Origin of the sequence: Nocardia yunnanensis, from assembly GCF_003626895.1 — a bacterium.
GTDB lineage: Bacteria > Actinomycetota > Actinomycetes > Mycobacteriales > Mycobacteriaceae > Nocardia > Nocardia yunnanensis.
Window position 1 is genome coordinate 5,917,133 of the sequence record NZ_CP032568.1, and the last position, 13,164, is coordinate 5,930,296.

The window sequence follows — 13,164 nt, forward strand, 5'->3', positions numbered from 1 at the left end:
CGGATCGAGCGAAGCGTCGGTGCTTGCTGCCCGCGTTTTCGTTGCCAGGGCCCGTCATTCGAGCAAGCCGAGGGCGGCGGGAAGGTCGATCACGTCGGCGTATTTGGCGTCCAGATCGAGGAGGTTGGCCTCGTGCAGGCGAGGGTCACGGTCGCCGCAGGCCTCGGCGACGACCAACGGCCGGAAGCCGTGCTGCAGCGCGTCGGTGGCGGTGGCGCGCACGCAGCCGCTGGTCGTCAGGCCGGTGACCAGGACCGTGTCGATGCGCAGCGCCGTCAGCGTCGCGGCCAGCGAAGTGCCGTGGAAGCCGCTGGCGTACTGCTTGGTGACCACCACCTCGCCCGGCCGCGGCGCGGGTTCGGTCAGGAAGTCGCCGAGGGGATCGCCTTCCTCGAATACGCTCAGCGCGGGCACCTTTCGGCGGAACAGGCCACCGTCGGCGCTGCCGGGACGGTAGCTGACGCGGGTGAAGATCACCGGCCGGCCGCTTCCGCGCGCCCGGGTGACCAATTGGGCGGCGGCCCGCACCGCCTCCTCCACCGGGGCCCGCAGCGGGGACCCGTCGGTGAGGTAGGCGGCGCAGACGTCGATCACCAGCAGCGCCACCCGCTCGCCCGCGCCGAGCCGGGCGGCGAAGCCGTGGGCGCGATAGTCCGCGGCCAGGTCCGGACGCCGAATGTCGTTCACACGATGCCGTTCTCGGCGAGCGCGGCCAGTTTGTCCGGGCCGATGCCCAGCAGTCGCGCGTAGATCTCGCTGTTGTGCTCGCCCAGTTCCGGCCCGGTATGCCGCACGCTGCCGGGCGTCTCGCTCAGCTTCGGCACCACGTTCTGCATGGGAATCTCACCCAGCTCCGGATGCGCCAGCCGCACAATGGCTTCGCGGGCGGCGAAATGCGGATCGGCGAACATGTCGCGGGCGGTGTAGATGCGGCCCGCCGGCACCCCCGCCCGATGCAGCTGCTCGAGCAGTTCGTCCGCGCCCAGCGTGCGCGTCCACTCGATGATGATGTCGTCGAGCTCGGCCATGTTCTCCCCGCGCGTGGAGTGGGTGGCGAAGCGTTCGGTGGCGGCCAGTTCCGGTTTGCCCATGGCGGTGGCCAGCCGGGTGAACACCGTGTCCTGATTGGCCGCGATGAGGATCATCTCCCCGCCCGCGGTCGGATAGACATTGCTGGGCGAGACGTTCGGCAGCACCGGCCCGGTGCGTTCCCGCTGGTAGCCGGCCACTCCCCATTCGGGCAGCAGCGATTCCATCATGGCCAGCACCGCCTCGTAGATCGCCGAGTCCACGAGCTGCCCGCGTCCGGTGCGGGTGCGGTGGTGCACCGCGGCCAGGGTGCCGATGGTGGCGAACACCGCCGCCAGCGAATCACCCAGGGAGATACCGGTTCTGGCGGGCGGATGGTCGGGATCGCCGGTGGTGTAGCGGATTCCGCCCATCGCCTCGCCGATGGAGCCGTAGCCCGCGCGCGGCGCGTACGGCCCGTTCTGTCCATAGCCGGTGACGCGCGTGAGGATCAGGCCCGGGTTGTCCGCGCGCAAGGTGTCGAAGTCCAGCCCCCAGCGTTCGAGGGTGCCGGGCCGGAAGTTCTCGACCACGATATCGGCCTGCGCGATGAGGTCACGCGCCAGCGCCTGCCCCTCGGCGGTGCGCAGATTGCAGGTGACCGATTTCTTGTTGCGCGCCACCACCGGCCACCACAGCGAACGCCCGTAGGGCTTCTCCCGTCCCCACTCGCGCATGGGATCGCCGCGTCCGGGCGACTCGAGTTTGATGACCTCGGCGCCGAAGTCGCCCAGCAACTGCCCGCAGAACGGGCCGGCCAGCAGCTGTCCCATCTCGATCACTCGCAGATCGGCCAGCGGGCCCGAGGCGGCGGGGGTGTGGTCTGGCATGCGGCCAACTCCGTTCGGTGACAACGCCGCGACTGGATCGCCTCGCGGCGGCGGCAAGAATGGATACAATGTATCCCGTAGCGAAACGGTGAGCAAGATCGGGAACGGTACCCGCCGAAACCCTTGGCTGCGCACCGAACCCCTTGGCACAACGGAGGATCCGTGGACATCACCCTGGTCGAAGTCGCACCCCGGGACGGATTGCAGAACGAATCGCATCCGGTGACCACCGCCGACAAGATCGAGCTGATCCGCCGATCGGTGGCCGCGGGCCTGCGCCGCGTGGAGGCCGTCAGCTTCGTCAACGCCGCGCGTGTACCCCAGATGGCCGATGCCGAGGCCGTGCTGGCGGGCGTCCCGCGCGACGGCGAGATCTCCTATGCCGGACTGGTGTTCAACGAACGCGGCCTCGATCGCGCGCTGGCGGCGGGCGTCGACGAGATCAATGTGGTCGTGGTCGCCACCGACACCTTCAGCCGCCGCAACCAGGGCTGCGACACCGCCGAGGGCATCGCCCGCTGGGAGCGCCTGGCCGCGCGCGCCGCCGCGTCGGGACTGTGGCGCACCGTCACCATCGCCGCCGCCTTCGGCTGCCCCTTCGAGGGCGAGGTCGCCCCCGCCCATGTCCTCGACCTCATCGAGCGTGTCGCGGCGGCGGGCCCCGACGAGATCGCGCTGGCCGACACCATCGGCGTCGGCACCCCCGACCGGGTGCGCCGACTGGTCACCGGCCTCATCGAGCGCGCACCGGACGCGCTGCCGCGCTGCCACTTCCACAACACCCGAAACACCGGCTACGCCAACGCGATCGCCGCCCTGGATTCCGGTGTCCGCGTGCTCGACGCCAGCATCGGCGGTATCGGCGGCTGCCCGTTCGCGCCCGCCGCCACCGGCAATATCGCCACCGAGGACCTGCTGTACACCCTCGATCGCATGGGCGTGGACACCGGCGTGGATCTCGGTGCGGTCATCGATACCGCCGCCTGGCTCGGCGAGGTGCTGGAGTCGCCGGTGCCCGCACTGCTGGGTCGCGCGGGCCGCTTTCCGGCGGCTGCCGTGTCGTAGCTCGCCGGTTTGCCGCGGGCGATCGCGGGAACAGCCGTCGCAGCATGTTCCCTGACCGTCCGAGCTCGAGGAGTTGCGATGTCCACCGATGCGATCGTGCTGTTGCGGGAGGACCACAAGGAAATCCGCAAGCTGTTCCGGGAGTTCCAGAATGCCGGCGACGACGCCCACGCCACCAAGGGCCGGCTCGTCGACAAGATCATCGAGGCGCTGACCGTGCACACCTACATCGAGAACGAGTGCATGTATCCCGAGGTGCGCAAACTGGTCCCCGACCTCGAGGACGACATCCTCGAATCCTACGAGGAGCATCATGTCGCCGATGTCCTGGTGATGGAGCTGGCCACGATGAAACCGGAGGACGAGCGGTTCACCGCCAAGGCCACCGTGCTCATCGAGAGCGTCGACCACCACATCGACGAGGAAGAGGACAACTGGTTCCCGAAGGTGCGAGAACAGCTCGGGCGCAAGCAACTCCAGGAGATCGGCGCGCGGATGCTGGAGCTGCGCGAGAAGGCGCCGCGGACACCGGCGGCGCCCGCGGCACTGAAGAAGGCGTTCGACGCGATGCGGGCCTGACACGCCTGGGCGAGAGACCCCGCGCGCGTCGGGTCAGCCCGGCCGATGGAGGTCTCGCAGTGGCCGCAGCAGTCGCTCCAGATCGGGCTCCGCGGCCAGACCGTAGGTGGTTTCGCTGAGCCGGTCCGCGGCGGCGGCGTCGAGAACGTCGCCGGTATTGAGCCGGAACTTCAGCGCGAGCTCGTCGGCGGTCAGGGGATTGCCGGCGCCGCCTCGATTGACCTCGACCCGCTCGGTGAGGGTCCGGCCGTCGTGCAGGCGCGCGGTCAGCACGGCCGGGAACTGCTCGGGGAACAGCTCGTCGCTGCGTGCGTCGGGGACACAGCGCACCCGTGCGGCCAGGTCCAGACGCCGCGGGTCACGCGCGGCGGCGTCGGTGAAGTCCTCGTGGAAGACTCCCAGGCCACCGCCGCCGGTGAGCGCCGCGGCCACGGTGTACGGACCGGAAAACGCGGCGTGATACCCGGATTCGGGTCGCGCCTTGGCTTCGGGCGGAAACCCGATGGTCCGCAGGGCGGCGGTGGGCGCACCCAGCTCCAGCTCCGCAATGTCCTCGGGCCGCACGCCCCGCGCGCGCAGGCGCAGCGCGGCATCGATGCCGGCGTGCGTGAAGTGATTGCACGGATACGGTTTGACGCACACCTCCAGCAGCCGCCACTCCTCGCCGAGTCCCTCGACCAGCGCGTCGGGGTTCGCGCGGTCGCCGCAGAACGCGTGCAGCAGACCGAATCTGCCCTCGAACACCGTGGGCGGGCCGGTGAGCCCGGTGCGCGCCAGACCCGCTGCGACCACCGCGGCATGCGCGGCCCAGCCGCAGTGCACGCGTTTGACCGTGCCGCCGGTGCGATTGGCCTCGAGCAGACCCGCACCCATACTGGCCGCGATCCCCATGGCGTGCCCGATACCGGCGGCGTCCAGGCCCGACAGCATGGCGCACGCCGCCGCCGCGCCGACCGCGCCGCAGATCGCCGTGGCATGCAGACCGCGTTCGAAGAAGATCGAATTCCGCAGGGCCGCATCGTATCCGGCGATGCCCGCCCGCACCGTGATCTCGATGCCGGCCGCCACCGCGTCCAGCAGCGCCGCACCGCTGGCGCCCCGGGACTCGGCGACGGCCAGGGCGGCGGGGATCACCGACGCCGACGGGTGCAGCACCGACGGCAGATGGGTGTCGTCGAAATCCAGTGCGTGCGCGAGGGTTCCGCCCAGCAGGGCCGCGCTGGGAGCGGGCCACGCGCCGGGCAGGCCGAGCGCGGTCGCTCCGGCCGCGCCGCCCCACTCGGTGATCAAGGCGCGCACCGCGGCGGCGGGCGGGGAATCCAGGGCTGCCACGCTGTTGCCGAGCACATCCAGCACCCGGCGGGCGGCATCGTCCCGAATCCGCTTGTCCACCCCGTGGGCGTGTGCGTCGTGCGCGAATTCGGCCAGGCGGGTGACGATCGTCTGCTCGCTCATCGTGTCACCGCCGCGAGCGGACGCACCGGTGAACCGGTGCCGCCGACAATGCGCAAAGGCGCCAGCAGAAAGACGAATTCGGTGCGCCCGGCCTCGGCCAGCGCCTCCAATGCCAGGTGTTCGAGAATGAAAATACCGGCCTCCACCAGAAGAATTCGATGCACGGGCAGCACACTGTGACCCGCGCCGGGCGCGATCCGCTCGTAGGCGGTGGTATCGCTGCCGGTGGCCACGACTCCGCGTTCGGCCAGCCAGCGTGCCGCCTCCACCCCGACCCCCGGTACCCCCGACGCCGTGCCGAGATAGGCGTCGCGGTCGTCGAACAGCCGCGACCATCCGGTTCGAATCAAGGCGACATCCCCCGATTCCGGCTGCACCTCCGCCTGTTTCGCCGCCCGCCGCAGGTCCTCCGCGGTGATCTCGTACCCGCCGGGCAGGGTCTCGACGTCGTGCAGGCCCGCCACATCGAGCAGCACGCCGCGGCGCAGCAGACCCGGGAGATGTTCGGCCCCATGCGTGGTGAACGCGCCGCCGCGCTGCGCGGCCGCCGCGTCGACCCCGCCGTGCAGCAGGCCGTCGTGACTGACGTGGCTGAGCGCGTCGATATGGGTGCCCACGTGGCCGCCGGTCACGATGATCTCGTTGGCCGCCGAACCGCCGTCCGAGCGCACCATGTCACCGTGCCGCCGGATCAGGGTCATCCGGAAGCCGGGATGGTTGGGCGAACACGGCATCCCGGTGAAGAACGGCTGACCCAGTTCGATCAGCTCCACCCCGTCGCGCACGATCTCGATCAGCGGGTCGCGCCGGCTCACTAGGGCACCATCCTTTCTGCAGCCCAACGAGTTAGGGTTGTGACCTCTCGGTCCCGGCGGGTGCATGGCCCGGTTCGCGAGCCACTCGATGGCCACGATGAGTACTGCCAGCCCCGCCGGGCCCGGCGGGGCTGGCAGTACTCATCGTGGCCATCGAGTGGCTCGCGAACCGGGCCATGCACCCGCCGGGACCGAGAGGTCACAACCCTAACTCGTTGGGCTGCAGAAAGGATGGTGCCCTAGTGAGCGCGCACCACGACGACCCGATCGTCATCGTCGGCATGGCGGTCGAGGCTCCCGGCGGCATCGAGACCCTCGCCGACTACTGGGCGGCGCTGGCGGAGTCGCGTGACCTGCTCGGACCGTTTCCGCGTGACCGCGGCTGGCCGCTGGAGCGGCTGTTCGGGCTCGCCGAGACGGAGGGCTGGGGAGCGGTGTGCGACGCGGGCGGATTCCTCGACGGCGCAGCCGATTTCGACGCCCAGTTCTTCGGAATCACCCCGCGCGAGGCCGTGGCCATGGACCCGCAGCAGCGGGTCGCGTTGCGCGTCGCGTGGCGGGCGCTGGAGAACGCGGGCATCAATCCCGGCGATCTCGGAGATGCCGAGATCGGCTGCTACATGGGCGCTTCCAATACCGAGTACGGCCCGCACGGCGGAGAAGTCAACGACTACACCGGATATCGTGCCGGTGGCTCCGCGCTCGGTGCGGTGGCGGGGCGTATCGCCAACTGCCTGGGGCTCGGCGGGCCTGCGGTGGTGGTCGATGTCGCCTGCGCGTCCTCGCTGGCGGCGGTGCACCTGGCCGCCTCCGCCATCCGCAACGACGAATGCGAGTGGGCGCTCGCGGGCGCGGCCTGCGTCATGGGCTCGCCCGGCGCGTTCTTCGAATTCTCCAAGAACAACGCCCTCGCCACCGACGGGCAGTGCAAGCCGTACGCCGAGGACGCCTCCGGGACCCTGTGGGGGGAGGGCGTCGGGATCGTGGTGCTGGAACGGGAATCGCGGGCTCGGCGGCTCGGGCACCGGATCTACGCGCGGCTGCTCGGGTCGCGGATCAACCACAACGGCAAGGGCGCGCCGATCGCGGTGCCCAGCACGGCCGCGCAGGAGCGGTTGATCCGCGCCACCGTCGCCGCCGCCGGCGTCGCACCCGAGCACATCGACCTGATCGAAGGCCACGGCACCGGGACCGCCGTCGGCGACCCGCTGGAACTGGCTGCCCTGCAACAGGTTTACGGTGGCCCCCGCGCGGACGGCACCGGGCCGCTGCTCGGTTCGGTGAAATCCAACCTCGGCCACGCCCAGGCCGCCGCCGGTCTGCTCGGGCTGATCAAGGTGCTGCTGTGCGGACTGCACGGGCAGATCGCGCCCACCCGGCACGCCGAACAGCCCACGACCCGCGTCGACTGGGACGCCGCCGGGCTGCGGCTGGCCACCGAACTGTGCGACTGGGAGCCACGCGACGGCGTCCGCTACGCGGCCGTGTCCTCCTTCGGGGTCAGCGGCACCAATGCGCACGCCGTGCTCGCCATGCCCGCCCTCGAACCGGCCGCGTCCGCGACGGCCGGGCTTCGAGAGGCGGTATCGCAGAAGGAAATCCATGCCTGACTATCGACTTCCCGACGGCAGCACCCCGATCCCGCTGTCCGCCGACACCCCCGACGCGCTCGCTCGCGAGGCCGCCGCGCTGGCCGCCTACCTGGAGCAGCGGCCCGGGGTGAGCCCGGACGAGGTGGCGGACATGCTGATCCGCACGCGCGGGGCGCGCCGGCATCGGATGGTGGCCATGGTCGGTGACCACGCTCAGCTCGTCGAGGCCCTGCGCGCCGTCGCCGCCGGACGTCCGCATCCGGCCGTGGTGCGCGCCGACGGTGCTGCCGCCGCGCGGCGCATCGCCTACGTCTTCCCCGGCCAGGGCAGTCAGCGGCCCGGAATGGGGTTGCTCTACTACCGTAATTCTCCGGTCTTCCGGGCCACGGTGGACGAATGCGACGCGGTTTTCCGAGAGCTGCACGGTATTTCGCCGCTCGCCTACCTGCTGCACGAGGCAGGCGAGGTCGACGAGGGTGTCGCCATCGTCCAGCCCGCGCTGTTCATGCAGATGCTCGGGCTGGCCGCCATGTGGCGGGCCGTGGGCGTGGAACCCGATGTGACGGTGGGGCATTCGCAGGGCGAGATCGCCGCGGCCGTGGTGTCGGGTGTTATCTCGCTCGCCGACGGGGTCCGGGTGGTGACCTTGCGCGCCAACCTGGTCGCCTCGCTCGAGCGGGCCAACGACTGGACCGGGCAGTGGGCCATGGCGGTGCTGGGCGTGGACCGCGACGAATGCGAGGCCCTGCTGGCCCGCAATTCCGGCTGGGCCGAACTCGCGGTGGTCAACTCCGCGCACGTGCTCGCCGTCTCCGGGGAACGTCCGGCGGTCGCGGAACTGGTCGCCACCCTCACCGCGCAGGGCAAGTTCGCCAAGGAGATCCGCGTCGAGTATCCCGCGCACACCTCCTTCGTCTCCACCTTCCGCGCGGACCTCGAAGGGACCCTGCGCGACACCCTCGACCACCCCGAATTCCTGCCGACCGCGATCGACTGCCTGGGTGCGACCCTCGGCGAGGCCGTCACCCCCGACCTGCCCGTCGCCGAATACTGGTACTGGAACCTGCGCAATCGCGTCCGCTTCGACCTCGCCGTGGCCGCGGCCGCCGCCCGCGACGTCGACCTCTTCGTCGAAATCGCCGACCACCCCGCGCTGCTGCTCGCCATGCAGGAAACCCTCTCCGGCATCGCCCCGCCTCGCCCCTTCCACACCATCGGCACCTCCCGCCGCAGCGCTCGAGATCTTCGCGAATTCACCCGCAACCTCGCCCAAATCGCCGTCCACCACGCGGATTTCACCTGGTCCGCCCTCCGCGCCGACGACACGATCCGCCTTCCCCTGCTGGACTTCCCCAACACCCAGACCAACCCCAAGAAGCTTTGGGCCCCCTTCGATTACGCCCGGCAAGCGACCGACCCCGAAACCCCGGCCGGGAGCGGTCAGGTTCGAATCAGCGCACCCGCTTCGGCCGCCACCGACCGCGAGCCGATCCACGCGGTGCCGCAGCGGCTCCGCGAACAGTGGATCCGACTCGAGAAGCGCAAGCTGGTACCCCCGCGCACCCTCGCGATCCTCGACCACACCGGCGCCGCCACCGAACTGGCCGCCGCGATCACCCAGGCGGCCGCCCGCCACGGTGCCTCGGTGGCGGCAGCCGCCTCCGACCCGGCCTGCGACACCGCTGTCATCCTGCTGCCCGCACCGACCGGCGGCGCGGAGGAATCCGCACCCGCCTGCTTGCCGGCCGACCTGGCTGCGCGCGTCGCGCGAGCGGCCGCCTTCGTGGGTGATCGTGACTGGCTGCCGGACCTTTCGGGTATCCGAGACGTTTGGCTGGCGACGACGGGCGGTGAACCGGTGCTGGAGGGAGAGGCGCCGGATCTGGTCCACGCGGCTGCGCAGGCCGCGTTCCGGTGCCTGGCGTCCGAACACCCCGGCATCGCGTTCCGGCACGTGGATCTGGCTGCCGGGCAAGCGCTTCCGGCCGCTGCCAAGGCGGTGATCAGCGCGGTGCACACCGCTGGTGAGCCCGAACTCGCCGCCCGTGACGGCAAACTGTACGCCAAACGGCTGGTACTGGACGCGGCCGAATCGAGCACCGTGGACCCGGCGTCGGAAGTTGCGGACGTGCCCTTCGGCGCGGAGCAGTTGGCTCAGGTCGTGATCGTCGGTGGGACCGGTCAACTCGGGCTGGATCTGTGTGCCGAGTTCGCCCGGCGGGGAGCGGGCCGGATCACGCTGGTGAGCCGCTCCGGCGGCAGCGGTGAAGCCGCTGCCCGGCTCCGGTCGATCGCGGAATCCGGTGTGGCCGTTCAGGTCGAACGCTGTGACGTCACCGACGAGTCCGCCGTCCGGGCGCTGGCGGCGGTGTTGCCCGCGCCGGTGACGTTGCTGGTGCATGCCGCCGTCGACTACGCCGCGGCGGCCGCCGAGCCGTCGCCCGAAACCGTCGCCACCGCGGCGGAATCCAAGGTGCTGGCCTTCGACCGGCTGGTGCGGCTGCTGCCGCTTGCCCCGGATGCGCGGGTGCTGGCCTGTTCGTCGCTGTCGGCCGTCATCGGCGGTCGTGGCCACGCCGTCTACGCGGCGGTCAACCGGATGCTCGATGTCGCCGCGATGCGGCTGCGCGCCAACGGGATTGCGGCCGCCGCGATCCAGTGGGGCCTGTGGCGTTCGGTCGGCGTCGACCACGACGAGGCGCTGGCCCGCATCAGCGGCACCGGACTGCTGCCCATGGATCCGGTCGCCGCCATCACCGGCGGATTCACCGCACCCGGCAACCGGCTGGTCGTCGCCGCCGAATGGCCCACGCTGCGCAGTTTGTTCGCGCTGTTCGGCCTGGACCCGCTCTTCGCCGAGCTGCCGGACGAACCGCCGGCCGCGATCGTGGCCGCTGGTGCGCCGGTCACCGCGCACGCCGCACCGGAATCCGCCGTAGCGATGCCGACACCCGATGTCGCCGAGCAGGTTCGGGACGCGCTGCGGTTCGTCATGGGCATGGAGCCAGACGAAACCATCGATGGCTCCATGCCTTTGGTCGCGCTGGGGCTGGACTCGTTGCAAGCGCTGGATCTGCGCAAGCGGATCGAATCCGATCTGCGGCGCGATCTGCCCGTCACCGCGATCCTGGGCGGCGCGTCGCTGGACGACGTGGTGTCGCTGCTCGGCTGATCGTCTTCCGAAACATCGACAGAGCAGGGGGAATACCTGATCATGAGTACGGACAACCGGGAGCCGCAACCGGATGACGCCATTGTCGTCGAAGCGGTGGAGAAGTCCTTCGGCCCGGTGAAAGCGTTGCGGGGCATCAGTTTCCGCGCGCCAGTGGGCTGCGTGCTGGGCGTGCTGGGACCCAACGGCGCGGGCAAGACCACCACCGTCTCGGTGCTGTCCACCCTGGTACGCCCCGATGCCGGGTGCGCGCTGGTGGCCGGATACGACGTGGTCGGCCAGGCCGAGGAGGTACGCGCCTCCATCATGCTCACCGGGCAGTACGCCGCGCTGGACGAAGTGCTGACCGGCCGCGAAAATCTCGTCCTGTTCGGTCGCCTGCTGGGGCTGCGGCGCAAGGCGGCTGTTCAGCGCGCCGACGAACTGCTGGACCGCTTCTCGCTCACCGAGGCCGCCGATCGCCGCGTCGGCCAGTACTCCGGCGGTATGCGCCGGCGTATCGATATCGCCTGCGGCCTGGTCCGGCAGCCGCGCGTGGTGTTCCTGGACGAACCCACCACCGGCCTGGACCCCGTGAGCCGCCAGAGCTTGTGGGCGCTGGTGCGCGAGCTCAAGCAGCAGGGCGTCACCGTCCTGCTCACCACCCAGTACCTGGAGGAGGCGGATGCGTTGAGCGACAACATCATCGTCGTGGACAAGGGCACCGTCATCGCCGAAGGCACCGCCGATCAGCTCAAGGCGCGCTCGGGTTCCAGCTTCTGCGAAGTCGTTCCGGTCGACGCCGCCGACATGCCGCGCCTGGTCACCGCCCTGACCGGGCTGGGCGAGATCACCGTCGCCGAGTCTGCCGACCGCGTCGCACTGCCCGCGCCCGGCGGCGCGGCCACCCTCACCGAAGCGCTGGCCCGAATCAGCGCCGCCGGAATCGAACTCGTCGATATCGCCCTGCGCCGCCCTTCCCTGGACGAGGTCTTCATCGAACTCACCAAGCGCACCCCGGCGGCGGTGAGCGCGTGACTCGTGTTGCGGTGATGCGAGTTCCAGCGAGCAGGCAATGGCGGGCGTTGAGCGAGCGCGGCATTCGCTCCGCAGTGCGCGAGGGTGACGTGATCCTCGCGGTCGGTGCGCCCATCGCGTTTTACATCTGCTTCTACGTTCCGCTGCGAAAATCCATGTCCGCCGCGGGCATCGACTTCGCGCAGTATCTGCTGCCGTTGATCGCGGTGTACGCCATGTTCTTCACCGCCATGTTCGCGGGCGATCGGGCCGGTCGGGAGCAAGCTGGGGGAATGGCCACCCGGCTGCGGTCGCTGCCGGTGCGGTCGTGGGTGCCGGTCGCCGCGCGGATGTCGGCCAACCTGGTGCGCGGCGTCGCCGCCCTGACCGGTGCGCTGATCGTGGGCAGCCTCTTCGGGTTCCGCTTCCACGACCCCGCCGCGGCCGTGGTGTTCGTGCTGGTGGCCCTCGCCTTCGGGACGGCCGTGGTGATCGGCGCGGACGCGCTCGGCACCGCCACCCGCAACCCCGAACTCGGCGCGACCGTGCTGTTCGTACCGCAGCTGCTCCTGGTCATGACCTCCACCGGATTCGTTCCCGCCCACGGCTTCCCGGGCTGGATCCAGCCGTGGGCGCGCAATCAGCCGGTTTCCCAGGTCACCGCCGCACTGCGCGGCCTCGCCGAGGGGCGCTACCCGGCGGAACTCGGCGTCGCCGCCCTGTGGATCGCCGGCCTGGCCCTCGCCGGCGCGGCCCTCGCCATCCGAGCGGAAGGACGCCGCGCATGACCGCCAGCACCACTGTCCCAGCGGCACCTCCGCGCACCGACCTGCCCGCGCAGGCGCTGATCGAAACCGGCCGCCTGCTGCGTCGCTGGTCCCGGCAACCGGAGGTGCTCACCAGCACCCTGGTGCTGCCGATCCTGTTGCTGCTCATGTTCGATCTGGTGCTCGACCGCTCGCTCGGCCTGTCCACCACCGCCGACCCGATCTACGGCTTCGTCCCCATGATCGCGATCGCCGGCGCCATGTACGGCGCGATGGGCACCGGCCTGTCGCTGCACGGTGAGCGCGAGAGCGGACTGCTGCGCCGCTTCTGGGTGCTGCCCGTCCACCGCTGGGCGGGCCTGCTGGGCCGTCTGCTCGCCGAATGCGTGCGCGCCGCCGCCGTCGCTCTGGCCGTCCTGGTGGTAGGAATACTGCTGGGTCTGCGTTTCCCGCAGGGCTGGCCGGGTTTCCTCGGCGCGCTGGCGGTGCCGGTGCTGGTGATCGCCGGCTTCACCCCGATGGTGATCACGGTCGGGGTGAGCCGGGTCGGCGACAAGGTGGTGCAGGTGTTCGCCATCGTGGTGCTGATCGGCATGTTCTTCAACTCGGGATTCGTTCCGGTGCAGAACTATCCGGACTGGCTGCAGCCCGTCGTGCGCGCCCAGCCCATGAGCTGTGCCATCGAGGCCATGCGCGATCTCGTCCTGGGTGGCCCGGTCGCCACGCCCGTGCTGCAGACGCTGGCCTGGTCGGCCGGTCTCGCAACGGTTTTCGGCGCGCTGGCCGTGCGCGGCATGCGCGCGGCCGCCCAGAGCTGAGGTCCGA

Annotated in this window: 11 protein-coding genes; 7 read left to right on the top strand and 4 right to left on the bottom strand. The window is 70.7% G+C overall.

Translation table 11 applies throughout. From position 1 onward, the window contains the following. Nucleotides 1–54: 54 nt before the first annotated feature. On the bottom strand, nt 55–687 hold the full coding sequence (locus tag D7D52_RS28000; RefSeq protein WP_120741102.1) for an isochorismatase family protein: 633 nt from the start codon (nt 685–687) through the stop codon (nt 55–57). Beyond that, nucleotides 684–1,898, bottom strand: a complete 1,215-nt coding sequence (locus tag D7D52_RS28005; RefSeq protein WP_120741104.1) for a CaiB/BaiF CoA transferase family protein — start codon at nt 1,896–1,898, stop codon at nt 684–686. The genes D7D52_RS28000 and D7D52_RS28005 overlap by 4 nt, the downstream gene beginning before the upstream one ends. A gap of 162 nt (nt 1,899–2,060) precedes the next feature. Here D7D52_RS28005 and D7D52_RS28010 point away from each other — a divergent pair, with 162 nt between their 5' ends. Then, nucleotides 2,061–2,963: a hydroxymethylglutaryl-CoA lyase gene (locus tag D7D52_RS28010; RefSeq protein ID WP_120741106.1), complete on the top strand. Its 903-nt coding sequence runs from the start codon at nt 2,061–2,063 to the stop codon at nt 2,961–2,963. A 78-nt stretch (nt 2,964–3,041) separates the two neighbouring features. Then, complete coding sequence (locus D7D52_RS28015; protein ID WP_120741108.1) at nt 3,042–3,542, top strand: hemerythrin domain-containing protein; 501 nt, start codon at nt 3,042–3,044, stop codon at nt 3,540–3,542. A gap of 33 nt (nt 3,543–3,575) precedes the next feature. On the opposite strand, the gene D7D52_RS28020 is transcribed toward D7D52_RS28015, so the two are convergent. Together D7D52_RS28020 and D7D52_RS28025 are read right to left on the bottom strand one after the other, a co-directional pair. Beyond that, entirely contained in the window at nt 3,576–4,997 is a 1,422-nt protein-coding gene (locus tag D7D52_RS28020) for an MmgE/PrpD family protein (protein WP_120741110.1), read from the bottom strand. After that, nucleotides 4,994–5,812, bottom strand: a complete 819-nt coding sequence (locus D7D52_RS28025) for a cyclase family protein (RefSeq protein ID WP_246023344.1) — start codon at nt 5,810–5,812, stop codon at nt 4,994–4,996. The genes D7D52_RS28020 and D7D52_RS28025 overlap by 4 nt, the downstream gene beginning before the upstream one ends. Nucleotides 5,813–6,054: 242 nt before the next feature. On the opposite strand from D7D52_RS28025, the gene D7D52_RS28030 reads away from it, so the two are divergent. From D7D52_RS28030 to D7D52_RS28050, 5 genes are read left to right on the top strand one after another with little or no spacing between them, the layout of a single operon-like run. After that, nucleotides 6,055–7,422: a beta-ketoacyl [acyl carrier protein] synthase domain-containing protein gene (locus tag D7D52_RS28030; protein WP_281279133.1), complete on the top strand. Its 1,368-nt coding sequence runs from the start codon at nt 6,055–6,057 to the stop codon at nt 7,420–7,422. Next, nucleotides 7,415–10,576: a nocobactin polyketide synthase NbtC gene (nbtC, locus tag D7D52_RS28035; RefSeq protein ID WP_120741112.1), complete on the top strand. Its 3,162-nt coding sequence runs from the start codon at nt 7,415–7,417 to the stop codon at nt 10,574–10,576. Before D7D52_RS28030 ends, nbtC begins: the two co-directional genes overlap by 8 nt. A 42-nt stretch (nt 10,577–10,618) precedes the next feature. Further along, a complete protein-coding gene (locus D7D52_RS28040; RefSeq protein WP_120741115.1) occupies nt 10,619–11,593 on the top strand; it encodes an ATP-binding cassette domain-containing protein in 975 nt (324 codons plus the stop codon). A gap of 14 nt (nt 11,594–11,607) precedes the next feature. Beyond that, nucleotides 11,608–12,360 (top strand): ABC transporter permease, encoded by a 753-nt coding sequence (locus D7D52_RS28045; RefSeq protein ID WP_120744525.1) that lies wholly within the window; start codon nt 11,608–11,610, stop codon nt 12,358–12,360. After that, on the top strand, nt 12,357–13,157 hold the full coding sequence (locus D7D52_RS28050; protein WP_120741117.1) for an ABC transporter permease: 801 nt from the start codon (nt 12,357–12,359) through the stop codon (nt 13,155–13,157). Before D7D52_RS28045 ends, D7D52_RS28050 begins: the two co-directional genes overlap by 4 nt. The last annotated feature ends 7 nt before the right edge of the window (nt 13,158–13,164 follow it).

Bases quoted from the DNA above. Each gene is read 5' to 3' on its own strand.
- D7D52_RS28040 (WP_120741115.1), top strand. From the start codon at position 10,619: ATGAGTACGGACAACCGGGAGCCGCAACCGGATGACGCCATTGTCGTC.
- D7D52_RS28050 (WP_120741117.1), top strand. From the start codon at position 12,357: ATGACCGCCAGCACCACTGTCCCAGCGGCACCTCCGCGCACCGACCTG.
- D7D52_RS28020 (WP_120741110.1), bottom strand. From the start codon at position 4,997: ATGAGCGAGCAGACGATCGTCACCCGCCTGGCCGAATTCGCGCACGAC.
- nbtC (WP_120741112.1), top strand. From the start codon at position 7,415: ATGCCTGACTATCGACTTCCCGACGGCAGCACCCCGATCCCGCTGTCC.
- D7D52_RS28005 (WP_120741104.1), bottom strand. From the start codon at position 1,898: ATGCCAGACCACACCCCCGCCGCCTCGGGCCCGCTGGCCGATCTGCGA.
- D7D52_RS28045 (WP_120744525.1), top strand. From the start codon at position 11,608: ATGCGAGTTCCAGCGAGCAGGCAATGGCGGGCGTTGAGCGAGCGCGGC.
- D7D52_RS28015 (WP_120741108.1), top strand. From the start codon at position 3,042: ATGTCCACCGATGCGATCGTGCTGTTGCGGGAGGACCACAAGGAAATC.